We start from the raw sequence: 24201 nt of genomic DNA on the forward strand, positions 1-24201 counted from the left end.
TGCGCTGTGATCAGTCAGTGATCCGGTGAGCCAGGAGCACGCTGTCGTCGAGTTCGGCGGGTTGACCGTCGGGCCCTTCGACCTCGCGGGTGCGCAGTTCGGCGAACTCGATCTCCCAGCGGACAGGGCTGCCGCCGATAAGGAGGGCGAAATCGCCGTTCGGGGTCACCGGTTCATGATGGTGACCGAGGCCGTGGCCCAGTTCCTCATCATGGTTTTCGGCCCACGGCGGCATCTCGGCGTGCGAGATGAGCAGGAGTCGACCGTTCGGTGCGACGTGTTCGGATACTCTCCCGACAAGTTCTTCACGGGTGTCGGGCAACCGGGTGTGGAGGAAACAGCCGATGACAAGGTCATAGCCGCCTCGGCGAAGCTCGCCTGCGTCGGACTCTGAACCCGAGGGATCCCAGGTGGAGACGTCGGCGACCTCGAAGGATGCGGTGACACCCTTCGCTGCGGCCGCTTCTGTGGCCCGGTCGACGGCGGTCTGCGACAGGTCGATGCCGGTGGCTTCCCAGCCGTGCTCGGCCAGCCAGATGACATCTGCGCCCTCACCGCAGCCGACGTCGAGGACGCGGCCGGGGGTGAGGCCAGAGACCGCGGCGACGAGCGCCTCGTTCGGGTTGCCCGACCAGATCGGATCGCTTCCGGCGTACCGCTCCTCCCAGGCCGCAACGGAGTCAGGGACTCCCGCATTCGCGGCCTGCTGGGGTTCGGTCACTGCTCCGTTCCGGGCTCGGCCGAAACCTCGGTTGCTTCTGAGGCCACGGCGTCATCCGAGCCCTCGGCTGCATCGACTCCGGCTTCCTGCTTGGCCAGTTCCTCGCGGACCTCGTTCATGTCGAGTTCCTTGACGGCATTGATGACCTGCTCAAGCTGAGGCGCGGCAAGCGCACCCGGCTGAGCGAAGACGACGATGCCCTCACGGAAGGCAACGAGCGTCGGGATCGAGGAGATCGCGAAGAGTCCCGCAAGCTCCTGCTGGGCCTCGGTGTCGACCTTGCCGAAGACCACATCCGAGTACTGTTCGGAGGCCTCCTCGTACACGGGGGCGAACTGCTTGCAGGGACCGCACCAGTCGGCCCAGAAGTCGAGAAGCAGGATCGAGCTGTCGGTGATGGTTGACTCGAAGTTGTCTTTGGTGATTTCGATCGTAGACATTCGGGCAGTCTAAACGCCGACTATGAACACTGTCTGGACATTTTCGCAATCTGGACACCAGGCCGGATCACGGCCTGGAGTCTGCCTGAGTCAGTCGACATCGCCTGGGCCCGAACCTGCGCCGGTCAGCCGACGAGGTCGTCGATCGCCTGATCTGACGAGGTCGTCGATCACCTGATCTGCGGTCACGATCGTGACCGAGAACGAATTGCATGTAGTCCAAAATATGAATTCTTCGCACCTTTTGTCACCGAGGGCCGATACACTCTGTTAGAGTTGAATTGTTCTCGTACGAAACTGTACGGAACGTGTGGTGCCGCGAGCGTAGGTAGATTCGCTTGGTACCGTGCTGTTGCCTGTTGGCGCGTGTCTACCGTCCGCGCCTCTCAAACTTTCTGAATTTTCAATGCAGCCGTCCTTCGGCTTCCGCCCAGCACCTTCGAGTGCATTACCGATACCGAGCTTTCCCGCTTTCGCCTGAGACTAGGATTTTTGACATCAGCACGAATTCCGGAACTTCGGTTTCTCCACAGTTTTTCGTAGGACCTGCGTTCAATGCGCAGACCATCCAACGAGAAGTCACACTTCCAGATCACCGAAAGGTCGATGACATCGATCAGATCAGGTCTCTGACAGTGTGAACAGCCGGGCCCACAAAAGGGTCCGACCATCCAGATCGCTTCGGCGGTCACCAGTTTAAAATAAGGATACAAAGATTATGGCTACAGGTACCGTGAAATGGTTCAACTCGGAAAAAGGTTTCGGATTCATCCAGCCTGACGATGGTTCAGCAGACGTCTTCACTCACTTCTCCGCAATCGAATCGACCGGCTACCGCGAACTCGCCGAGGGCCAGAATGTCGAATTCGACTCGGAAATGGGTTCCAAGGGCCTCCAGGCCACAAGCGTTCGCCCCCTCTGAGACTTCCGTAACTTTCCGGTCCCGGCCGGATCGCGATTGATTCGTCAATAGCGAGCACCTGTCGGGAACGCAGTTGCACTGAGTTACACCAAAAGCGTGTGTTCGCGTTTGGAGTTTGTGTTTTCACTTGCTCCGAATGCGATCACACGCTTTTCGGCGTTTCGAGACAATTTCTGAGCCCCTGATGGGCCGATTCTGCATCCTAGCGACGAGGCCACAGGTCGTCGTTGCGGTATTGGTGATGCGATTGGAAGGAAATGCGACTGCTGCGGAAGAACCGTCTGTAACGTGGGAGCTATGCAACTGATCTTCTCTCCAGGCGGGTGACGCGATGACTGGGACCCATGGCTCCCTGCTTCCCTCGACGGTTGTCTTCGACCTTGGAAACGTTCTCATCGGGTGGGATCAAACGGGCCCGCTGGCCGATCGGATGAGCCGGGAGGAGTGGAACCAGTTCGCCGCTGAGGCGGACTTCACCTCCTTGAACACCGCGTCGGACAGCGGGGTGCCGGTCAAGGACATCATCGCTCGGGCTGCCCGGAACGATCCCCGTCACGGCGAGGTCGTCGCCGCCTACTACGAGCGATTCGACCTGTCCCTCACCGGCCCGATCGAGGGAATGGCGGAACTCGTCGCCGAACTCAAGGCATCAGGTCTCAGACTGCTGGGGCTCTCGAACTGGTCAGCAGAGACCTTCCACCATGCACCGACAGTCGCACCGGCGATCAATGAGCTCGAGGACGTCGTGGTCTCCGGGAGGGAGAAGCTGGTCAAACCCGACCCGGAGATCTTCCGTCTGCTCAGCAACCGCTTCAACCTCGATCCGGGGCGGACGGTCTTCGTCGACGACCTGCCGACGAACATCGACGCCGCGAAGGAGCTCGGCTTCATCGGGTTGGTCTTCACAGATGCCCAGACGCTGCGCGAGGATCTCGCGTCGCTCGGAGTTCTCGCCTCCTGAAAGACTGAGGCATGCACCCTGTCATCCGGGCCTAAGAAGGTCTTTTCAGCGCACCTGCCAGCCGCGTCAGCGGATTCCTGGATCTTGGGATCGTCTCGTTCTTTGACCCGAACGTCGCCGGGTCCGTGCACGATCACTGCGCGTGTATCTGTTGCCCTGAAATCTGCTGTGCTCTGAAATCTGCGGTGGTCTGAAGGTCTGCTGTCGGACCGGAATCCCGCTCTTAGTCGTTCACACGTCCAAACTCGTCCTTCATCGTGGTCAGCGTCCTGTGGATGTTCAGTCGCTGGAAATCTGCGAAACTGCTGCCGCCGGTGAGCACACGATCAATGATGGCCGCGGCCCAGTCGGGCCAGGTTGTGCGGTCGTCGTTCCAGGTTTCGGTGACCCGCGTGCGCCCGTCGACGTTCTCGAACTCGTAGACCCAGGTGGCGATGCCTCCGCTGATCGTCGGCGACTTCGCACCGATCTTACGAACCTGAAAAGCGAACCGCCGACCCGGTTCAGAAGCGGTGACGACACATTCGGTGACCCACCGTGCCCGGTTGCGATGATCTTTGCCCTCGAAGACTTCGCCCACCTGCAATGGCCTGGCTTCACCTGGAGTCTGCGCATCCGTGTTCTCCGGGCTCCAGCGCCGCATCTGCGTCGGATCGGCCACCTGCTCCCATAGAGTGTTGGCATCGACATTGATGATCATGCTGTCGCTGACGTGGGCAGTGCATTTCATCGGATTCCCTTCCTTGGTTTCGTCCAGCCTAGTGGTGCCGTTGAAGCGTTGCCTGAAGCCCATGCCTCCGAACCCGACGCTCCGCTTGAGTTTCCGCGAGATGTCAACGGATGATCTCGACGATATGGCGGACCTCCTCGGCGATCCCCTGGTCATGGAGTACTGCCCCCGCCCCAAGGACCGCAGGGAAGCCGCCGAGTGGATCTGCTGGAACCTTCGCAACTATGCAGAACACGGTCATGGGCTCTGGATCATCGAGTCCCATGACGGCGAATTCATCGGCGACTGCGGTCTGACCTGGCAGACAGTCGATCAGTCTCCCGCCCTGGAGGTCGGATACCACGTGAAGACCTCGGCTCAGAGGCTCGGCTATGCCGCCGAGGCGGCCACCGCCTGTCGTGACTACGCGAGCTCAGATGTGCTGGCGGTGCGAATCGTCTCGATCATCCATCGGGAGAATCGAGCGTCACAGCGCGTGGCCGAGAAGATCGGCATGCGCCTCGATCGAACACTGCATCATGCATCTCCGGACCATGACGTGTTCTCCTTGGATCTGTGACTCCCCACCATCTGGACGCGCCGACCTTCACTGCGCTCCGTGTCCGAGGAGCACAGCTTCATGCGCGACCGCCTGGTCACGCAGCGCCTGGGCAACGGCGGCAACAGCGGGGCGACGCATCGAGTCGGGTCGCAGCACCATCCAGTAGGGCAGCCGTTCCGACAAAGACTCCGGCAGGAGTCGGACCAGATCGTCATGCAGATCCCCCATAAAACAGGGCAGGAATCCGATGCCCGCACCAGCGCGGGTGGCTTCCACATGGATGAACACATTGGTCGAGGACAGCCCGTCTTTCATCGTCGGGACCAAACGACGTGGAGCGTCGAGGTCGTCGACTTGGAGCATCGAGTCAACGAAGTACACCAACCGATGTTCGACCAGCTCCTCCACCGTTGCCGGATTTCCGTGTTCCGCCAGGTAGTCCCTTGAGGCGTACATCCCCAGCTCGTAGTCACCGAGCTTGAACGCCTCGGCGCGATGAACTTGAGGTTCGCCCACGACGACTTCGATGTCCAGACCCGAACGCTGCTGCAGAGCTTGGCGGGTCACGGTCACGATCTCCACGCTCAGCCCCGGGTGCTGACGCCGCAGCTTGGTCACAGCGGGTGCCGCGACGTACGCGCTGAAGCCGTCGGTTGCCGTCATCCGGACCACTCCGGTGATGGGATCGGGCACACGACCCGAGTCGCCGAGCCTGCGGACAGCGTCTTCGACCTGCTCGGCCACCCGGACAGCTTCAGCACCCAGTTCGGTCAGTTCCCATCCGCCGGCTGCTCGGGACAGGACGCGTCCGCCGAGGGCCTTCTCCAAGGCCGCGATTCGGCGCGAAATCGTCGTGTGGTTCAGCCCCAACGTGGCCGCTGCCGTCGTGAACTTGGCCGAACGGGAGACGGTGAGCAGCACCAAGAGGTCATTGGGTGTCGTGTCCATATCTGCGATATTACGCACGATCGTCGCCGTTTGTGTCTCGGGTTCGCGGATCGTGTGCGCAGATGCTCATATGGACGGCCGCCATGCGATGCAGGCACAGTAGTGACATGGCCCAACTGGATCTGCCTTTCACACGTGCTCGATCTGAACGAATCCTTCTGCGAAAAGCTGTGTCGGTCGACCTCGATGCCTATGTCGAGATGTCTGCGGACCCCGAAGTCCGCCGCTACCTGGGTGGCCCGGTATCGGCCCAACGACTGCGCGCACGCATCGAGGCCCGCGGGATCGCATCTGTCACCGAAGACCCTGGAGCCTTCGTTATCGCTAAACCGTCGTCAGGGCAACTGCTCGGAACCCTGATGCTCGAAAGGCGCTCCGCCCATCGTCGAGGCCATGTCGAACCGGACGCCGACGAACTGGAGGTGTCGTACCTGCTGCGAAGACGCTCATGGGGACAGGGCCTGGCCACTGAAGCAGTATCTCTGCTCCTGCGCACGGCCGCCGCGCATCTTCCAGATCAGACCGTCCTCGCCGTCACGCAGAGCTCGAATCTGCTATCTCTCGCCCTCGCCCAGCGAATCGGTTTTGCCTATGCGGGCACCTTCACTGAGTTCGATGCGGAGCAATGGCTCGGCGTCGGCCGACTCCACACCCTCGGCCGCGTCGAACAGGGCTGAAATCGAGTCGCCTCGAAACAGTCCCGCCCCAGAGCCGCCACGACCGCTGCCCTGGCACGCAGTGCCTCCGCAACCGCACAACCCTACAGCGATCCGTCTACTGCGGCATATTGACGAACCGGGACTTCGCGCCCTGGAAGGCCACCGAGATGTCGGCGGTCGGGCCCGCACGGTGCTTGGCGACGATGATATCGGCCTCGCCGGCGCGCTCGTGTTCCTTGTCATACATGTCGTCACGGTGGATGAGCAGAACCATATCGGCGTCCTGCTCGATCGAACCGGACTCACGCAGGTCCGAGATCATCGGCCGCTTATCCGTCCTCTGCTCACTGCCACGGTTGAGCTGTGAGAGCGCAATGACAGGGATCTCGAGCTCTTTGGCCAAAAGCTTGAGTGAACGGGAGAACTCGGAGACCTCCTGCTGACGCGACTCGACTCGCTTGCCGGAGCTCATCAGCTGCAGGTAGTCGACGCAGACCATCTTGAGGTCATGCTGCTGCTTCAGGCGTCGGCACTTCGCACGGATCTCGGTCAACGCCATGTTCGGGGAATCGTCGACGAACAGCGGGGCGTCATTGATACGCGATTCCGTCGCAGCCAGGGTCGTCCAGTCATGAGGGGACAGCTCACCTCGGCGAAGGTTCTGAAGCGGAATCTCCGACTCTGCCGACAGCAGACGCATGACGAGTTCGTTCTTGCCCATCTCCAAGGAGAAGAAGACTGCGGCCTGGCCGTGGTGGATCGCCGCCGAGCGCATGAAGTCCAGCGCCAAAGTCGACTTGCCGACACCGGGACGAGCGGCGATGACGATCATCGTGCCCGGATGGAAACCGTTGGTGAGCTGGTCGAATTCGGTGAAACCGGTCGGCACACCCGCAGTCTGCCCATCGGTGTCGCCGTTGCGTTCGATCTCCTGAGCGACATCGCTGAGGATATCGGAGAGGATCACATAGTCCTCAGTGGTGTGACGCTCAGTGACCTGGTAGATCTCCGCCTGAGCCGAGTTCACGACCTCATCGGTGTCACCCTCCGCGTCATAGCCCATCTGCACGATGCGAGTGCCGGCTTCGACAAGGCGTCGCAAGACTGCCTGCTCGCGCACGATCGCGGCGTAGTAGCCGGCGTTCGCGGCAGTCGGGACGGAGGAGATCAGCGTGTGCAAGTACGCTGCGCCACCGACTCGAGACAGGTCACCGGTCTTCGTGAGGTAGTTCGCCACCGTCACGGAGTCCGCGGGTTCACCGCGCGAATACAGGTCGAGGACGGCCTCGTAGATGGTCTCGTGAGCAGGCTTGTAGAAGTCATCGCCGGTCATGGATTCGACGCAGTCGGCGATCGCATCCTTGGACAGAAGCATCGCACCGAGGACGCTCTGCTCGGCCTCGACGTCCTGCGGCGGGGTCCTCATCCCGTCAAACCCCTGATTGTTGCTCAATCGTCTTCCTCTTCCTCGAACCTCGTCGGCGGACACCCGCTTTCAACGCCCTCCAACTGTACCTGGATCGAGAAGCCGCAGACCCACCTCGGCGGGGATATCCGGGTGTGAGCACACGCTCACTCCGGCATCCTCAGGCTCCGTCCTCATTCCCTCGAATGACCCCCTGTCGCGACGGTCATGAAGATCAGCTTCTCCAGCTGGAGTCCCGATCTGATGATGAGAATACCGGGAACAACTGACACGAGAATCGTGAGCAATCCGATCGGTTTGAGCACGAGCTCCTGCTTAGGCCCCGGCGTTCACGGTGGTGACACTGCGTACGAGCGGGCGGGTGAACTGCAGCCCCAGCCACACCATGACCACGCCTCCGACGAGCACCGATGCGACAACCCCAATGGTCAGCGGGTCGCCGAGGTCACTGGCCGAGGCCATGAGAGCGGCCAGCATTCCGCCCAGCAGCAGGGACACGAGGGTGACGAGGATGATCGGCGACATGACCGCGTTGACGGTGACCCGGTGCATCATCTTCTGTGTCATGCCCGCCGAATGCAGCTCCCGGTAGGTCGATGCCCGGTCGAGGATGTCTGCCGCCTGGTTGATCGTCGCTGAGATGACGATGAAGACGAAGGCGATGGCCAGAGTGAGGATGAGTCCGGTGAAGATGTCATCGGCCATGTACTGGTAGGGGCCCATGACGGCCTTGTCCTCGGCGGTGAGATCTCCCTGATTCGCCCGCATCATCGCCGTGCCGGCACCGCCGACGACCGCGATGAAGGTGATCATCGCCAGACCTGCCACGCGCCGCCAGTACTGTGCTGGGGCGTCGGCGATCATCGAAGCAGCGATCATCGACGTGGGTGTGCGGGCGATCCGGTGACTGAGCCATCCGTGGATGCGCATGACGAGGACGCCGATGACATTGATGAGCAGGAGGGCGATGCCGATCGTGATGATGCTGGCAACGACGAAGACCATCGTCGGCTGGTTGCGGTTAAGGGAGAAGACGAGTGCACCGATCATTCCGACCACGAGGACGATCACGGTGATGATGCGGGCCACGGGGAATTTCCTGGCCAAGGACCGGGTGCGCACGCCCAGTGGTGACACAGTGATCTTGCGCAGGCCGAGCAGTGCCGCGAGAAGGCAGACCAAAAGCAGTCCGATGACAACTGCGGCGAGCAGCCACAGGGGCATCATCAGCGCAGAATATCCGAGCGCTTGGCCGTTGAAGACAAGGAAGCTGAGCGGGAAGGCCAGCATGAAGTAGCCGGCGATCCCTGCAATGATCCCTGCCGAGGCGGGAACGAATGGTTCGGCGACTGCAAGGAGCCGGACAGTGCCGGGCTTCGCGCCCAGCAGGGACAGCGTGGACAGCCGTTCGTCCTGGCGGCGGGCACTCAGCTTCGCCGAGGCGACCCCCAAGCTGATCGCGGGAACGATGAGGAAGACCGTGGCCAGGATGGCAAGCATGCGATAGAGGTCGCCCACCTCGGCGTATCCGGAGACCTCGGGACGGTCGTTGAACGCCCAGGCTCCGCCGGCGACGGTGAGGAAGAGGGTCGAGCAGGCGAAGAAGGCGATGGCGACGAGCTTCGAAGTCGTGGATGTGAAGGACTGTTTGGTCAGGACTATGGGAAGGATATTCATGGTCGGCATCACCGGTTGTTCTCAACGTACTGGTGGTTCTGCACAGGCTGGTTCGCAGAATCGGAGACGATTCGGCCGTCGGCGAGGCGGACGATGCGAGAGCACCGGGCGGCCACTGACTCATCGTGGGTGACCACGACCAAGGTGGATCCGCGGCCGGTCGTCGAGGCGAGAAGTTCGGAGAGCACCTCGGTGGAGGTGGAGGAGTCAAGGGCACCGGTGGGTTCGTCGGCGAAGGTGACCACGGGCTGGGTGACCTGAGCGCGGGCGATGGCCACGCGCTGTGCCTGACCGCCGGAGAGCTGTCCGATGCGTTTGTTCAGGTGTTCGGCCAGTCCCAGGCGCTGCAGCCATGCGCGGGCATGCTCGGTCGCATCGGAGCGTTTCATCCCCGAGAGCATGGCGGCGAGCGCAACATTGTCCAAGGCGGTGAGCTCGGGCAGGAGCAGGCCCTGTTGGAACACGAAGCCGAAGACCTCGCGGCGCAGTGCGGTGCGGCCCTTCTCCTTCAGCGAGGTGATCTCTGCGGCGGCGCTGCGGTCGGTGGGCAGGAGGCGAATGTTGCCCTCGTCTGGTCGGATGATGCCTGCCAGGCAGTGCAGGAGGGTCGTCTTGCCGGAACCGGAGGGTCCCATAATGGCCAGGGATTCGCCGAGGCCGATGCCCAGATCGACTCCGGCGAGTGCGTAGGTCTGGTTGTAGTGCTTGGTCACGTTCGAGGCGGCGATGATCGCGGGAAGCTGTGTGTTTGTCATGTCTCCATGTTTTCGCAAACGGACTTGTGCCACTATGAAGACGACCCACCACCTCGGCGAGGAAAACCCGACTCTTGGAATAGGGGTTACAGATCCGGCGAATCACCTGGTGATTGGCTTGGGATCAGACTTGCCGATAGACCAATCGGCGATCAGCCGCCTATTGTGAATGCGTAGCGGTTGCCCGACGGTTCCGCTGCACTTGAGCCACTCTGCGTGAACCACTCTGGGTGAACTCACGACGAGGACCAACCAAGACACGTCTACAACGGAGGAGTCATCATGAAGGCACAGTGGATCAGCATTCTCGTCGACGACCAGGCTCGGGCCCTGAAGTTCTACACGGACAGGCTCGGCTTCATTCCGAAGGTCGATGTGCCGGTCGGAGACGACTTCCGCTGGCTCACCGTGGTCTCACCCGAGGCTCCAGACGGAGTCGAGATCGTCCTGGAGCCGAAGGGCCACCCCGCCGCGAACGACTTCACCTCTGCGCTGAAGGCCGACGGAATCCCTCTCAACCAGTTCGCCGTTGAGGATGTCCAGGCCGAATATGATCGCCTGTCAAAGCTCGGTGTCACGTTCACGCAGGAGCCGACGACGATGGGACCAGTCACCACCGCCGTCCTCGACGACACAGTGGGCAACCTCATTCAGCTCATTCATCAGGAAGAGGACACCGAGCCCGACCTGCCTTGAGGCTGAGTCGGCTGCGTCACGGCGGGTCTGCTCACCGAGCAGCGATGCTGCTCATTCTGGCGGCTCTACCGCGCATCACCCAGGCAGCAGCACGATGATCGTGTGGATGACGAGACCGACGAGGGCGCCGATGACTGTGCCGTTGATGCGGATGTACTGCAGATCCCGGCCGACGTAGAGCTCGATCCTCTCGGCGGCTTCCTTCGCATCCCATCGTTCGATCGTGTCGGAGATGACGCTGGCGATCTCGGGGCCGAAGCTCTCTGCCAGGTCACCGGCCGTCGTGGCGATCCGGTCATCGATCTTGGCGGAGAATTCCGAATCTTCCTGCAGCCTGCCGGCGAATTCTCCGATGAGTTCGGAGATGCGTCCGCGCACCTCGCCGTTGGGGTCGATGATGGCCTGGCGCAGGAGCTGCTTGAGCGAAGTCCAGATCTCAAGCACGGAGTCGACGACCCCGGATTGGCTGAGCAGATCGTTGATGATGACCTCGGCCTTCTCCGACAGTGGAGTGTCAGAGTTCAGGTCGTCGGAGAGGTCGACGAGCCAGGCGTCGAGGGCCTGTCGTGCCTTGTGGTATTCGTTGTCGCGGACGTCGGCGACCCAGCCGAGCACCTCTCGCTGCAGTCGGTTGGAGAGCTGCTCGTTGACGAAGTCGGGAACCCAGGACGGGGCCCGGTTGTGGACGATCCCATCGATGACCTGCGGGTTGTCACCCAACCAGGAGTACGCCTCGGCGACGATGAGGTCGACAAGCTTGTGGTGCGCCCCGTCGAGGACGATCTGACGCAGCAGCTGCGCCAGCACCGGAGTCTTACGGGTCGCGACCAGGCGCGGAATGATGACATTCTTCGTCAGGGCCACGACGGAATCGTCGTCGATGCGGGCCAGCACATATTCGAGCCCACCGGCGGCACGGTCGACGACGAGGTCCCGGTTGGCAGACTTGCTCAGCCACTCACCGGCACGGTGGGAGACCTGAGCGGACCGGATCTTCGTCGACACCGCCTCGGCGTGGAGGAAGTTCGCGGCGACGAACGCGGACAGGCTCGCGCCCAGGGTGTCCTTCTTGCGGGGAATGATCGCGGTGTGCGGAATCGGCAGCCCGAGTGGATGGCGGAAGAGTGCCGTGACAGCGAACCAGTCGGCGATCGCACCGATCATCGCAGCCTCCGAGGCACGGGAGACGAAGCCCCAAACCCCGGTGTTGTCGGTGAAGATGTGGGTCGAGAGGAAGATAAGGGTGGCGAGGACGAGCAGCGACAGCGCCAGCGTCCGCATCTTGCGCAGACCCCGCGCCCGCTCCTGGTCCTCCGGCGTCAGTTCGCTCGGACCGCCGAAACGCGGCACGGATGGTGCTTTTTCGATCGACATCGTTCCCCCTTCTTCGCCTGCCATCGACTTTAGCGAAGTAGCGGCCCGTCATGGGCATCGGCAGGCTGTGCCGAGCCTGGGAACCTGCGTCGTGGAGTCTGCGCCCTGTCGCCGATTGCCGCATCGTGCTTGGATGGGAAGAGGCACCATTCGACGACTTCCGGGAGGATGACATGGCAGAGACGTTCAATGTGGGCGACCACGTGGGGTGGAACTCGGAGGCCGGCGAGGTCTCGGGCACGATCACGAAGGTCCACACTTCCGACTTCGAGTACAAAGGCCACAAGCGTCGGGCATCGAAGGACGAGCCGCAGTACGAGATCAAGAGCGATAAGACCGATCACATCGCCGCTCACAAGGGCACGGCCCTCCACCGGATCGACAAATAGTGAGCAGCTCGCAGTTCTTCACCATCGGTCACTCGAACCATTCTCTTCAGGAATTCATCGACCTTCTTACCGACAACGCCGCCGAGGTGGTGGTTGACGTCCGCAAGCTGCCCGGATCGAATAAGAATCCCCAGTTCAACGCGGATACTCTCGTCGATGACCTGGCCAAGGTGGGAGTGGACCTGCGTCGGCTCGAGGGACTGACCGGCCGGCGCCCGGTGAATCGTGACATCGACTTCGAGATCAATGGGTGGTGGAAGAATCGCAGCTTCCACAACTATGCCGATCACGCCCTGACCGAGGAGTTCCGGACCGACTTCGATCAGCTCCTCGAGTGGAGCGCGACGAAACGCTGCGTGCTCCTGTGTTCAGAGGCGGTGTGGTGGCGCTGCCACCGGCGCATCATCGCCGACAACCTGCTCGCACACGACCTTCCCGTCACCCACATCATGGGCAAGAACCAGACCACCGCCGCCGAACTCAGCTCGGGAGCCGTCGTCGACAAGGATGGAAGCGTCACCTACCCGGCAACTGCCTCAGACGACTCGTCGGGTGAGTCGGTGGATTCGTAGGTAGCAGAATGTAGGGCGCAGTCGCTCAAATCAACATTCTTCTCCCTGTGAATCGGCGCATTGCACTGAACTGCCTCACCGTCGCTCCGGTGAATGGTCTCAATTGACGAGACCGAGCAGTCTCACCAACATTTCGGGCGTAGTGTGTCGGGGTCTGGTCACCGCTGTCCCGCACGGGAGGGGACCTGCCCAGGTTTCCGCTTCAGGCTGACCGGACGGTTCACCCCCGTAAAGTCAGGAGCAGCCGTGCCAGCACAACCGGCCGAGGCCACCATTTCCGAGATCACCGATCTCATCACCTTCGACACCACGAGCCGGGATTCCAATCTCCCGCTCATCGACCACGTCGTCGACCGTCTCAAGGCCGCAGGCATCGAATCTCAGCGTGTGCCCAACGCCGAGGGCACCAAGGCAAACCTGCTGGCCACGTTGCCCGCCGCCGATGGTTCCACGACCGGCGGAATCGTCCTGTCCGGGCACACCGATGTCGTGCCCGTCGACGGCCAGGATTGGTCGAGCGAGCCCTTCACCTCGCAGATCAGGGACGGCAAGCTCTATGCGCGCGGCAGTGCGGACATGAAGTCCTTCATCGGCGTGATCCTCGCCAAACTCCCCGAGCTCACCGCCGCGAAACTCAAGGAGCCCATCCACCTCGCCTTCTCCTATGACGAAGAGGTCGGCTGCGTAGGTGCGATCGATCTCGTCGACACGATCACCGAGGCGGGCCTGGCCCCACGCGGCTGCATCGTCGGTGAGCCCTCGAGCATGCGGGTCGTGCGCGGACACAAGTCGATGAACGTCTTCCGTGTCGACTTCCACGGCGTCGCGGCACATTCCTCGCTGACCCCTGAGGGTGTGAACTCGATTGCCTACGCGGCCGAGTTCGTCACCTTCGTCCATGCGGTCGCCGCCGAGTTCCGCACCGAGGGTCCCTTCGATGAGAACTATGTCGTGCCCTTCACCACGGTGACGGCGAATACGATCAGCGGCGGCATCGCCGTCAACACGATCCCCGCCGAGGCGAGCGTGCAGTTCGAGTTCCGTTCCCTGGGATCTGTGGATCGTGAGGCGCTCGTCGAGCGATTCCGCGCCGAGGCGGCTCGCCTTGAGCGCATGATGCGCGCGGAGAACGACAGCGCCCGCGTCGAGTTCACCGTTGAGGCTGCCGCTCCCGGCTGTGAGACTCCTGCCGACGCCGACATCGTCTCCCAGGCCGGCCAGTGGGGCGGAGTGGTCAGTGATGACAAGGTCACCTACGGCACCGAGGCGGGACTGTTCTCGAATGCGGGCATCCCCACTGTTGTCTGCGGCCCCGGGGACATCGCGCAGGCACACGCTCCCGATGAGTTCATCGAGCTCGAACAGATCGCCGCCTGCGAAGCGTTCATCGGCAACCTCATCACCGACCTCAGCGCAGGCACCAAGCACAGCACGGAAGGAGAGTGAGCACCATGAGTTCCTCCACCGCGAATCCGCAGCAAGAGCCCGTGCTCGAGGCGACTCCGGAGCGTCTCCTGGCCGCCCGCAAGGCCGTCATCTCGAGTTCGATCGGTGCCGCCCTCGAATGGTTCGACATCATCGTCTTCGCGTCGTTCGCCGTTGTGATCTCGGAGATCTTCTACCCTGAGGGCGATCCGGTCTTCTCCCTCATCCTCACCTTCGCCACCTTTGCCATCTCCTACCTGGTTCGCCCCATCGGCGGCCTGGTCCTGGGCCGGTTCGCCGATCGACGTGGCCGCAAACCGGCGCTGACTCTGACCCTGTTCCTCATGATGCTGGGCACGCTGCTCATGGCGATTGCCCCGACCTATTCGCAGATCGGGGTCTGGGGAGCGCTCATCATCCTGGCCTCCAGGCTCCTGCAGGGGTTCTCTGCCGGCGGCGAGTTCGGCACGGCGACGACCTTCCTGGTGGAGACCGCTCCGCACCGGAAGATGTACTACGCCTCCTGGCAGATCGCGAGCCAGGGAGCATCGATGGCCTTGGCCTCGGCCTTCGGCTTCGCCCTCAACACGTATCTCTCCGAAGAGGCACTCCACTCCTGGGGCTGGAGGGTGCCGTTCCTCATCGGTCTCCTCGTCGGACCTGTCGGACTCTACATCCGCTCCAAACTCGACGAAACCGAGGAGTTCACGTCGAGGCCTCCGGCGAAGTCGCCCCTGCGCACGCTCTTCGCCAACCACTGGGGTCGCATCCTGGCCGCCTCCGCGTCGGTCGGCGTCGCCACGATCTCCGTGTACATGATCCTCTTCATGCCCACCTTCGCCATGTCCAACCTGGGCATCTCACCGACGGCGGCCTACCTCGGCGGTATTTTGGCAGGTCTCATCTGCCTGATCGGATCACCGCTGGTGGGCCGCCTTGCCGATCGGGTCGGTCCCGCGCGGATCATGACCTATGCCGCGATCGCGGCCCTGGTGCTCGCGTGGCCGCTGTTCCAGCTCATCGTCACCCAACGCAGCGTGCCCGCGTTCATCTTCGTCATCGCCGTGCTCGGCGTGATCATGGCGTTCTACTTCGCGCCGCTGCCGGGCATGCTCTCTGTGCTCTTCCCGGCAGAAATCAGAGGCACCGGACTGTCCACGGCCTACAACATCGGTGTGACGCTCCTCGGTGGCATCGCTCCGCTGGTGCTCACGTGGCTGCTCGACATCACCGGTTCGCTGAACTCGCCGAGCGTGTACTACATGGGAGTCGCCGTGCTCTCCCTCATCGGTCTGTTCTTCGTCCGCAGACACTACGGCCAGCGCTGAGGTCGTTGGCGGGGCGCGACTGACTGCGGCGGCCGGACGCGTAGGTCGCCAGCACGCCCGGCCGGCCTCGCGCCCTGCCGCCGGCGCGCCTGCCTTGGTATCCTGGCGCCATGTACTGGCCACTGACGCCCCGGGAACATGAGGTCGCGCTGACGATGATCCGTCACGCCCATCCCTCACCCGATGATCAGAACCGCGCCACGTTCACCGATCCGCAGCGAGAGGCCTGGGATCAACCCGCCCCAATCACACCGCAGCAGCGTGTGACCTGGGAGTCCAACCTCGCCGAGGTGGTCGTGACGAACCCCTGCGAGTGCGGTTCCTGCCCGTCGATCGGCATGCGACCGGTAACTCGTGTCGACGACAAGAGCAGAGACGACACTGGTGGACAGGGAGACTTCGCGAACCGAGTCATCCTCGACGCCACGGTCGACGGGTGCATGCTGCTGCTGTTCATCGACGACGACAGCCCCAGCTATCTCGAACTAGCTCCCACAGATGATGAGGTCTTCACGGAGTTCCCGCCACCCGAACGCATCCTGTTCTGAAGCCCCGACGACCGCACCGTCGTCGAGCGCCGCGCGAGCGCCACGCCACTCGCGCCCCCAATTCACCGAGAGCATACAAAAACGTCGAGGGGACACTCTGTAAAGTGTCCCCTCGACGTTCAGCTCTGCTTTCGACTACGAGTCCGGCTGACCGATGGTCGGCCAGGCTCGTTGCGGAAGCATCAGGCCTTGCCGACGACCTCGAACTTGGCGTTCGCGGTGATCTCGTCGTTGACGCGCACGGTAGCGGTGTAGCTGCCGGAGGTCTTGACGTGAGCAGGCAGTGCGACCTGGCGACGATCGAAATCGTGTCCGGTTGCGGCGTGCACCGCTTCGGCCACAAGCGCAGGGGTCACGGCGCCGAAGAGGCGGCCGTTCTTACCCGACTTGAGCTCGATGCGAGCGCTGGAGGATTCCAGCTGAGCCTTGACCTTGACTGCTTCATCGTGGTCGGCGATCTGCTTGGCCTGACGGGCCTTGCGGAGAGCATTGACATGCTTCTCTGCGCCGGCAGACCATGCGGATGCCCAGCCACGGGGCAGGAGAAGGTTACGTGCGTATCCGGCGCGAACCTCGACGATATCGCCGGCGGCTCCCAGACCATCAACTTCCTGGTTCAGAATAACTTTGCGATTAGGCATGTTCTCTCCCTCCGATCAGCGAGCAGTGCTCGAGTAGGGCAGAAGTGCCATCTCGCGGGCGTTCTTGACGGCCTTTGCGATGATGCGCTGTTCCTGCACGGTCACGCCGGTGACGCGACGAGCACGGATCTTGCCGCGGTCGGAAATGAACTTACGGAGCGTAGCGGTGTCCTTGTAGTGGATCTTCGCCGCTTCGCCCTTCTTGAGCGGATTAGCCTTCTTCTTGATAGGCTTCCGGATCTCTGGCTTGGCCATGAGTATCTCCTGATTTACGAAATGTCTTGAACGTGTTTAGAACGGTGGTTCATCGGCGCCCGGGTTGCCCCAACCGCCGTTTCCGCCCTGTGGACTCGATGATGCCCACGGGTCGTTTGCCGGTGCGTTGTTCCCCTGGCTGTAACCGCCCTGGCGCTGACCACCCTGCTGCGAGCCACCCTGTTGTGGGTTGGACTGCTGCGGGTTGTTGCCCCAGCCCGAGGACTGCTGCTGACCGAAGCCACCCTGCTGGGGGCCCCCGCCCTGCTGCTGTCCACCGGAGTTACCGCCGCCGGAGAATCCGCCTCCGCTGCGTTCGTTCTTCGTCACCTGAGCGGTGGCGCGTCGCAGGCTGGGGCCGACTTCGTCGACGTCCAGTTCCATGACGGTGCGCTTTTCGCCCTCTTTGGTTTCGAAGGACCGCGACTTGAGGCGGCCCTGAACGACGACCCGAGTACCGCGTTGCAAGGATTCGGCTACGTTTTCGCCCATCTCACGCCACACCGAGCAGCGAAGGAACAGGGTTTCCCCGTCCTTGAACTCGTTGGACTGACGGTCGAACATACGCGGCGTCGAAGCCACGGTGAAGTTTGCGACCGCAGCACCGTTAGGTGTGAAGCGCAGTTCGGGATCACTTGTCAGGTTCCCGACAACCGTGATGACTGTTTCGCCTGCCATTGACTGCTCCTTGAAACGAGGTGCTTGACGCTATTACTTGGCGTCTGGGCGGAGGATCTTGGTACGCAGGACGGACTCGTTGAGTCCGAGCTGGCGATCGAGTTCCTTGGTCGTTGCAGGCTCTGCGTGGAAATCAACCACGACGTAGAAGCCTTCGGACTTCTTCTGGATGTCGTAGGCAAAGCGCCTGCGTCCCCAGATGTCCACGTTGTCGACGGTTCCGTTTTCAGCCGGGACAACCTTCATCAGCTTGTCCACGGTGTCAGCCAACGTCCGCTCTTCGGTTTCGTTGTCAAGAATGAGCATGAGCTCGTAATGACGCATCTGTCACCCACCTCCTCTGGTCTTTACGGCCATGGTCGTTCCATGGCAGGAGGGCATATGCATGTCTGCTCCGTCCTCCACGATTGTTGTGAAATGGGAACAGACCTACACAGTCTAGTGGACGCCCACCGGTGGTGTCATGTCGGATTCCCGTGCCCTTGGACACGGACCGTGGGATGGTCGTCTTCGGCACGCCGAGGCGGTTCCGTCCTGAGCAGTCGACCGCGAATCCGTCGCCGGTACAGATTCTCCCCCGCGCAGATGACGACGGCGACGAGAGCGAGCAGTCGCAGGAGGGTCAGGAGAGCGACGAAGGTCGGTTCGAGGCCCTTGTCCGATTCAATCTCGGCAACGTCGCCGAGGTGGATGGCAATGGCGAAGGCCGTCTCAGCCAGTGCCCAGACGATGAGCACCCACCAGCGACGGACGGTGAGTGCGAGGAATGGCAGGATCCACAGGCTGTCCCAGGGCATCATTCCGGGGGCCAGCAGCAGGCAGCCACCGATGAGGAGACAGGCGGCAACGGCTGGGTCGAGTCCTGTTCTGCGCACCATGTACAGCGAGACGGCGACCGCGGCGATGACACCCGCGCTGCCGATGATCCACACCGGTGCCCACACCTCGGCGGTTCCGAGGCGCGCCATGACCAGGATCGAGGCGAACGATCCGCCGTCGACGGCGTCACTCATCCAGTGCATGATTCGTTCGATGGCGCTGCCGTCGAGGACGAGGATGATCGCGGAGGTGATCGTGGCAGCCGCAAGCATCATTCGCGGATCCCTGGGGCTCAGTCTCCCGGCCGGGCGCGGTCCAGCGAGGCTGAGTGCGAGCAGAACCAGCAGGGCCAGCGGGTTGATGAATGCGGCTATTGCGAGAAGGACCCCGGACAGCCACGGGCGGGGAGTCACCGGCGAGGATCCGACGAAGATGGCCATCGCCCAGACGCTCAGGGCCAATGCCACCGGGCCCAAGGTCGAACCCACGGTGAAGAGGATGACCGGCGAAGCGAAGGCTGTGACCAGCCAGGCCCGCTGCCTGGCGAGAACCAGCAGTGCGACGCCGAGGGCGGCGAAGGCGATCACATTGACGAGGAGGACGATCGCCATGAAGACGGACACATCGTCGGTCATGAGTTTCAGCAGCTGCACGAAGCGCGCGTCGATTGGTGACAGTCCCGCCATCCCACCGGTCGAACGCCCCAAAGCCTCTTCAGGATTGGTCTGCCCGAGAAATGCTGTGGACAGAGGCCCGGCACACATCCTCGCCGAGGCGGATGGCTGTTCGTAGCCCGAGCTCAAGCAGGGGCCCTGCAAGGCGAGTGCGAGGAACGTCGTCACACCGAGGATTCCAGCGAAGATATAGGCCTGGCCTCGCCGGAACTGCGCCCCCGCGGACGCGAGGTGAATGCCATCCGGACCGCCGAGCAGAGGCTCGGCGATCCGGGTGCTGGACTGAGATGGCATGACTAGAGGTTACCGGTTCGACAACGCTCGAAAGAGTTGCCGCGGGTCAGTCTTTATTCCCTTTGCCACCATCGCCTTTGTCTTTACCGCCGCCAGTGTCGCCACTGCCACTAGTGTCTCCGCTACCGCCAGTGTCGCCACTGCCGCTAGTGTCTCCGCTACCGCCAGTGTCGACACCGCCACCGGTATCGCCACCGCCGCCAGTGTCTCCTTTGTCTCCACCCTTCGGCCCACCATCGGGGTCCTTAGACGAGCCGCCATCTTCGCGACCGTCCTTGGAATCCTTGGAATCCCTGGAATCCTTGGAATCCTTGGAATCCTTGGCGCTGTCCTTCGAGTCGCCCTTGGCATCCTTCGACCCGTCGGCGTCCTTCTCCTTGTCCTTATCCTTGCCTTTGTCCTCGTCGTCCTTCGGCTTCTCGCTCGGAGTGTCGATCGGAGCCTTGGTCTTTGTGTCCCCGCCGTCGCCGCCATTGTCGCTGCCGTTCTCGCTGGGCGCCTTCGGCTGAGGTGGTGGCGCAGGAGCGTTGGTGTTCTTAGGCTTCGGTTTATCGGGCAGTTCTCCGCGCTCAGGGAACTGCACGACTTTTTCGCCTTCAAGAGCATCCTTCATGTATTCCGTCCATACCTGGATCGGGAAGGATCCACCGGTGACCTGGCCGCGTCCACCGTAGGCACCGATCGAAACAGATTTGCCATCAACCTCACGGTAGAGGACCACCGAGGTCGCCAGTTGCGGAGTGTAGCCAGAGAACCATGCAGCCTTGTTGTTGGTGGTCGTACCCGTCTTACCGGCGGCTGGACGACCCAAATTCTGGGCGTAGCTGCCCGAACCACCATTGACGACCTGGCTGAGAGCATAGGATGTCTCAGCTGCAACCGCTTTGTCGAAGACGCGCTTGCCCTTCGTCTCCGACTTGTAAATCTCCTTGTCGTCCTCACCCTGCTTGACCGTCTTGATCGCATGAGCGTCATGTTTGACGCCGTTGGACGCGAAGGTCGAGTAGGCATTCGCCATGTCGATGACCTTGACGCTGGCCGTACCCAGCACGTTGCCGGGGTTCGGATCAAGACCAATCGTGCAGTTGCGGGTGTCGCCCTCTTTTAACTGCTCGGGAGTGCAGTTCCCGCTCAAGCCGGCTCTCTGCGCAACATCCACCGTCTTTTCAGGTCCGACCTGAACATTGAGCGCCTGGTACGCCGTGTTAATCGACGACTGAGTTGCCTTGAGCAGCGTCACCGGACCATAGCTGGCGTTGGCGAAGTTGTGGACAGTGAAGGGATCGTAGTTAGGGTAGTTGAACGTCGTGGTGCTGCCCGGATATCTATCGGTCAAACGCACACCATTTTCCAAGCCAGCCACCAGTGCGAAGGGTTTGAAGGTCGAGCCGGCCTGGGCATGTCCCTGGGTCGAGACGTTGAACGCCTGGTCAAGATAGTTCTTGCCACCATAGAAGGCCTCGATCCCGCCGGACTTCGGATCGATCGAGACCAAGCCTGCCTGCAGGCCCTCGGGCTGATCAGGCGGCAGATTCTTGACGGCCTTCTCGGCTTCCTTCATCCGGTCTTTGTCGAATGTGGTGGTGATGTTGTAGCCACCGCGGTCCAGCTGAGCTTCATCGATGTCGAGTTTCCGCAGGGCCTCACGACGAACGTATTCCCACATGTAGCCTGTCTGGCCCTTGAGAGATTCTTCCTTGCTCGCCTTCTTCACTTCGGGCATCTTGACCTTAGCGGCCTGCTCTTCGGTGATGAAGCCTTCGTCGGTCATCGACTTCACAACGTAGTCGAACCGGGCTTGATAGGCCTCAGGACTATCTGCCGGATCGGCTGCTCCAGGACGCTGGATCATCGCTGCCAGGAGTGCGGACTCACTGACGTCGAGGTCCTTCGCCGGCTTGTCGAAGTAGTTCTGACTGGCGACCTCAATGCCGTAAGACCGGCGACCCAGGTAGATCGTGTTCAGGTAGTTGGCAAGGATCTCGTCCTTGCTCTGCTGCTGGTCGATCTTGAGCGAGATGAACATTTCCTTGACCTTGCGATCCAGAGAGTGCTCATTGGTGAGGTAGAAGTTCTTCACATACTGCTGGGTGATCGTCGAACCGCCGCCGGCATACTTGTTAGTGGCTACACCGACGACTGCACGGGAGAGTCCCTTGATGGAGATTCCGCGGTTCTCGTAGAACGAGGTGTCCTCGGCAGCTATGGCTGCCTCCTGCATCGGCTCGGAGATCTCATCGATCGGCACCGACTTGCGATCTTGGACCTTGTACTGGCCGATGGGTGTCTTGCCGTCGTTGTAGTAGATGGTCGATGTCTGACCCGTGGCCTCGATGTTGGGCTCAGGGACGTCAGTGACGGCATAGCCGATGGAGAACAACACGCACAGGGCGATGATGATGCTGAGTCCGCCCACGACGAGCAACCGGACGCTCGGCAGAAAACGCGTCCATCCGCTCACACCTGTGCGCGGATAGTTGAGAATGTTCTTTGTCTTCTTGCCTCTGGTTTTGGCTTGTTCTTGTCCCTTAGCCACCCAAGGTCCTCCAGGTCAGTTTGCCTGCCGCATTGCGTGGCGACGAGGTTCGATAAGGTCACACTTGAGCTTCAGTGTGGCACGCATTCTTTGGAACACAGTGAAAATACCTTGAATCCAGCGCCCACTGATCCCGCTTGTTACCTATCGGCACATATGAGTAGTGTCATATATCCGCTCTCACCAGGGATTTTACCGACGGTCCTGGTTTTCATCCACATCCAGTGCGGAATTGCTCACATTTAGCTACTTTTTCAACTATCAGCCGCCTGTCGGCCCGCCGTGGGGACTCTCGTATGCAGTATCCGACGGAGGAAAGGGCAGCCCAGCCCGATTCACTCTGGCTCAACGCTGAGTCAGGTTATTCGCGTCAATGCAAGAGCGAAAAACCGACTCAGCGTTGGCCGAGAGCGATCACCCCTTGAGGTCGAAGTCGGTGTCTGCGTACTCTTTGCCCTCGACTACCGGCTCCCCGCTGAACGGGTGCAGCTGGTCCTCACGGGCGCGAAGTTCAACACGGCGGATCTTGCCGGAGATGGTCTTCGGCAACTCCGAGAACTCGAGCCGGCGGATCCGCTTATAAGGGGCCAGATGCTCACGGCAGTAGGCCAGGATCTCCCGGGCAGTATCCGCATTGGCCTCGAAACCGCCCGCCACGACGACATAGGCCTTGGGCACCGCGAGACGGACAGGATCCGGTGAGGGGACCACAGCCGCCTCGGCGACGGCCTCGTGCTCAATGAGCACGCTCTCGAGCTCGAACGGGGACAGCCGGTAGTCGCTGGCCTTGAACACGTCATCGGCTCGTCCGACGTAGGTGATGTACCCGTTCTCGTCGCGTTCGGCCACGTCACCGGTGTGATAGACACCGTCGGCGAAGGCCTCATCGGTCTTCTCCTGATTGGACCAGTAACCGCTGGTCAATCCCAGCGGGCGGGGGTCGAGACGGAGGCAGATCTCGCCCTCGTTGCCCTCTTCGCCGGTTGCAGGATCGATGAGGACCACGTCATAGCCAGGCAGCACCTTGCCCATGGAACCGTATTTGAGCTCCTGATCAGGGGAGTTGCCGACCTGCAGGGTCGTCTCCGTCTGACCGTAGCCGTCACGGATGAGCACATCCCAGTCCTGCTTGACCCGATCGATGACCTCGGGGTTGAGCGGCTCACCGGCGCCGAGGGCGATCTTCGGCGGGTTCTTCAGGTGCTTCAGGTCAGCCTGGATGAGCATGCGCCACACGGTCGGCGGGGCGCAGAAGCTCGTGACTCCGGCCCGGTCCATGGTCTCCATCAGGGCATTCGCGTCGAAGCGCGAATAGTTGTAGAGGAAGACGCAGGATTCGGCGATCCAGGGAGTGAAGATGTTCGACCACGCATGCTTAGCCCAGCCAGGCGAGGCGACATTGAGGTGGACGTCGCCGGGCCTCAGGCCCATCCAGTACATCGTGGACAGGTGACCGACGGGGTAGGACACGTGGGAGTGGGCGACCATCTTCGCCTTCGAGGTCGTGCCCGAGGTGAAGTAAAGGAGGAGCAGGTCATCGGCGCGGGAGGAACCCTGCGGGTCGAAGCTGGTCTCCTCGTCATCGGCGTCGGCGTAGCTGTAGTCCTGCTGGCGCTTGGCGTCGTCACCGACGATGATGCGCACCACCTCGGCGTCGACATCGTCGAACTTCGCAGCGTCGGCGGCACCGGCGATGACGAACTCGGCCTTGCCGCGCTCGACCCGATCACATAAGTCGATGGGACCCAGCTGAGTGGTCGTCGGCAGGAGGACCGCACCGAGTTTGATGCCGGCGAGCATGGTCTCCCACAGCTCGACCTGGTTGTTGAGCATGATCATGACATGGTCGCCGCGCTTCACACCGGACCGGCGGAGGAAGTTGGCGACCTGGTTCGACCGGTGGGAGAGCTGGGCATAGCTCCACTTGCCCTCGGATCCGTCCTGCTCGACGATCCACAGGGCAGGACTGTCGTTGCCTTCGGCGACTTTGTCGAACCAGTCGATGCCGAAGTTGAAGTGATCGAAGCGCGGCCATTCGAAGCCGTCGCCGGCCGCCGCAGCATCGCTGCGCAATGAGATCAGCTTGTCTCTGGCTGCACGGAACTCTTCGGTCACAGTCATTGTGGTCTCCTCACCTCTTCGCCTGCGCCACACCATGTGACGGCAAGCACAAACATACGCGAGTTACGAAG

At 61.9% G+C, this 24201-nt stretch carries 25 protein-coding genes; 10 read left to right on the forward strand and 15 right to left on the reverse strand.

Annotated features, from left to right (window positions below):
* Positions 1–10: 10 nt before the first annotated feature.
* Together AAFP32_RS16305 and trxA are read right to left on the reverse strand one after the other, a co-directional pair.
* Positions 11–721: a class I SAM-dependent methyltransferase gene (locus tag AAFP32_RS16305; RefSeq protein ID WP_350270021.1), complete on the reverse strand. Its 711-nt coding sequence runs from the start codon at positions 719–721 to the stop codon at positions 11–13.
* The gene (trxA, locus tag AAFP32_RS16310) at positions 718–1161 is read right to left on the reverse strand and encodes a thioredoxin (protein WP_350270022.1); all 444 of its coding nucleotides are present in this window, start codon (positions 1159–1161) and stop codon (positions 718–720) included. Before trxA ends, AAFP32_RS16305 begins: the two co-directional genes overlap by 4 nt.
* A 718-nt stretch (positions 1162–1879) precedes the next feature.
* Between trxA and AAFP32_RS16315 the strand changes: the two genes are divergently transcribed.
* Both AAFP32_RS16315 and AAFP32_RS16320 read left to right on the forward strand, forming a co-directional pair.
* Positions 1880–2083: a cold-shock protein gene (locus AAFP32_RS16315; RefSeq protein WP_009882802.1), complete on the forward strand. Its 204-nt coding sequence runs from the start codon at positions 1880–1882 to the stop codon at positions 2081–2083.
* A 331-nt stretch (positions 2084–2414) separates the two neighbouring features.
* Positions 2415–3044, forward strand: a complete 630-nt coding sequence (locus AAFP32_RS16320) for an HAD family phosphatase (RefSeq protein ID WP_350270023.1) — start codon at positions 2415–2417, stop codon at positions 3042–3044.
* Positions 3045–3267: 223 nt separating this feature from the next.
* Here AAFP32_RS16320 and AAFP32_RS16325 read toward each other — a convergent pair whose 3' ends face one another.
* A complete protein-coding gene (locus AAFP32_RS16325) occupies positions 3268–3774 on the reverse strand; it encodes an SRPBCC family protein (protein WP_350270024.1) in 507 nt (168 codons plus the stop codon).
* A gap of 100 nt (positions 3775–3874) precedes the next feature.
* On the opposite strand from AAFP32_RS16325, the gene AAFP32_RS16330 reads away from it, so the two are divergent.
* A complete protein-coding gene (locus AAFP32_RS16330; RefSeq protein WP_350270025.1) occupies positions 3875–4333 on the forward strand; it encodes a GNAT family N-acetyltransferase in 459 nt (152 codons plus the stop codon).
* Between the two features lie 27 nt (positions 4334–4360).
* Here the strand turns inward: AAFP32_RS16330 and AAFP32_RS16335 are convergent, their stop codons facing one another.
* Entirely contained in the window at positions 4361–5263 is a 903-nt protein-coding gene (locus AAFP32_RS16335; RefSeq protein WP_350270026.1) for a LysR family transcriptional regulator, read from the reverse strand.
* Positions 5264–5433: 170 nt separating this feature from the next.
* Between AAFP32_RS16335 and AAFP32_RS16340 the strand changes: the two genes are divergently transcribed.
* Entirely contained in the window at positions 5434–5940 is a 507-nt protein-coding gene (locus AAFP32_RS16340) for a GNAT family N-acetyltransferase (protein ID WP_350270027.1), read from the forward strand.
* 97 nt (positions 5941–6037) lie between these two features.
* Here the strand turns inward: AAFP32_RS16340 and dnaB are convergent, their stop codons facing one another.
* From dnaB to AAFP32_RS16355, 3 genes are all read right to left on the reverse strand, one after another.
* Positions 6038–7348, reverse strand: coding sequence for a replicative DNA helicase (dnaB, locus tag AAFP32_RS16345; protein ID WP_101618901.1), 1311 nt, complete (start codon positions 7346–7348; stop codon positions 6038–6040).
* Positions 7349–7663: 315 nt separating this feature from the next.
* A complete protein-coding gene (locus AAFP32_RS16350; protein ID WP_350270028.1) occupies positions 7664–9034 on the reverse strand; it encodes an FtsX-like permease family protein in 1371 nt (456 codons plus the stop codon).
* Positions 9034–9780 (reverse strand): ABC transporter ATP-binding protein, encoded by a 747-nt coding sequence (locus AAFP32_RS16355; protein WP_009882780.1) that lies wholly within the window; start codon positions 9778–9780, stop codon positions 9034–9036. The genes AAFP32_RS16350 and AAFP32_RS16355 overlap by 1 nt, the downstream gene beginning before the upstream one ends.
* A 282-nt stretch (positions 9781–10062) precedes the next feature.
* On the opposite strand from AAFP32_RS16355, the gene AAFP32_RS16360 reads away from it, so the two are divergent.
* Positions 10063–10476 (forward strand): VOC family protein, encoded by a 414-nt coding sequence (locus AAFP32_RS16360; RefSeq protein ID WP_009882779.1) that lies wholly within the window; start codon positions 10063–10065, stop codon positions 10474–10476.
* Between the two features lie 75 nt (positions 10477–10551).
* On the opposite strand, the gene AAFP32_RS16365 is transcribed toward AAFP32_RS16360, so the two are convergent.
* On the reverse strand, positions 10552–11850 hold the full coding sequence (locus AAFP32_RS16365) for a DUF445 domain-containing protein (protein WP_350270029.1): 1299 nt from the start codon (positions 11848–11850) through the stop codon (positions 10552–10554).
* Between the two features lie 173 nt (positions 11851–12023).
* Between AAFP32_RS16365 and AAFP32_RS16370 the strand changes: the two genes are divergently transcribed.
* From AAFP32_RS16370 to AAFP32_RS16390, 5 genes are all read left to right on the forward strand, one after another.
* Positions 12024–12239: a DUF2945 domain-containing protein gene (locus AAFP32_RS16370; protein WP_029416912.1), complete on the forward strand. Its 216-nt coding sequence runs from the start codon at positions 12024–12026 to the stop codon at positions 12237–12239.
* On the forward strand, positions 12239–12811 hold the full coding sequence (locus AAFP32_RS16375) for a DUF488 domain-containing protein (protein WP_350270030.1): 573 nt from the start codon (positions 12239–12241) through the stop codon (positions 12809–12811). Before AAFP32_RS16370 ends, AAFP32_RS16375 begins: the two co-directional genes overlap by 1 nt.
* 246 nt (positions 12812–13057) lie before the next feature.
* Complete coding sequence (argE, locus tag AAFP32_RS16380) at positions 13058–14257, forward strand: acetylornithine deacetylase (protein WP_350270031.1); 1200 nt, start codon at positions 13058–13060, stop codon at positions 14255–14257.
* Between the two features lie 5 nt (positions 14258–14262).
* Complete coding sequence (locus tag AAFP32_RS16385; protein ID WP_009882772.1) at positions 14263–15564, forward strand: MFS transporter; 1302 nt, start codon at positions 14263–14265, stop codon at positions 15562–15564.
* Positions 15565–15674: 110 nt separating this feature from the next.
* Positions 15675–16112 (forward strand): hypothetical protein, encoded by a 438-nt coding sequence (locus AAFP32_RS16390; RefSeq protein WP_350270032.1) that lies wholly within the window; start codon positions 15675–15677, stop codon positions 16110–16112.
* Positions 16113–16294: 182 nt separating this feature from the next.
* Here the strand turns inward: AAFP32_RS16390 and rplI are convergent, their stop codons facing one another.
* The 7 genes from rplI to AAFP32_RS16425 form a co-directional block, all read right to left on the reverse strand.
* Positions 16295–16753 (reverse strand): 50S ribosomal protein L9, encoded by a 459-nt coding sequence (gene rplI / locus AAFP32_RS16395; protein ID WP_350270033.1) that lies wholly within the window; start codon positions 16751–16753, stop codon positions 16295–16297.
* Positions 16754–16768: 15 nt separating this feature from the next.
* Positions 16769–17008, reverse strand: a complete 240-nt coding sequence (gene rpsR / locus AAFP32_RS16400) for a 30S ribosomal protein S18 (protein WP_101572272.1) — start codon at positions 17006–17008, stop codon at positions 16769–16771.
* Between the two features lie 36 nt (positions 17009–17044).
* The gene (locus tag AAFP32_RS16405) at positions 17045–17686 is read right to left on the reverse strand and encodes a single-stranded DNA-binding protein (RefSeq protein WP_101618909.1); all 642 of its coding nucleotides are present in this window, start codon (positions 17684–17686) and stop codon (positions 17045–17047) included.
* A gap of 33 nt (positions 17687–17719) precedes the next feature.
* Entirely contained in the window at positions 17720–18010 is a 291-nt protein-coding gene (gene rpsF / locus AAFP32_RS16410; protein WP_114384810.1) for a 30S ribosomal protein S6, read from the reverse strand.
* Positions 18011–18147: 137 nt separating this feature from the next.
* Complete coding sequence (locus AAFP32_RS16415; RefSeq protein ID WP_350270034.1) at positions 18148–19473, reverse strand: hypothetical protein; 1326 nt, start codon at positions 19471–19473, stop codon at positions 18148–18150.
* 46 nt (positions 19474–19519) lie between these two features.
* A complete protein-coding gene (locus tag AAFP32_RS16420; protein WP_350270035.1) occupies positions 19520–22009 on the reverse strand; it encodes a transglycosylase domain-containing protein in 2490 nt (829 codons plus the stop codon).
* A 414-nt stretch (positions 22010–22423) separates the two neighbouring features.
* Entirely contained in the window at positions 22424–24130 is a 1707-nt protein-coding gene (locus AAFP32_RS16425) for an AMP-binding protein (protein WP_350270036.1), read from the reverse strand.
* Positions 24131–24201: the final 71 nt, after the last annotated feature.

Source organism: Brevibacterium sp. CBA3109 (assembly GCF_040256645.1).
Taxonomy (GTDB): domain Bacteria; phylum Actinomycetota; class Actinomycetes; order Actinomycetales; family Brevibacteriaceae; genus Brevibacterium; species Brevibacterium koreense.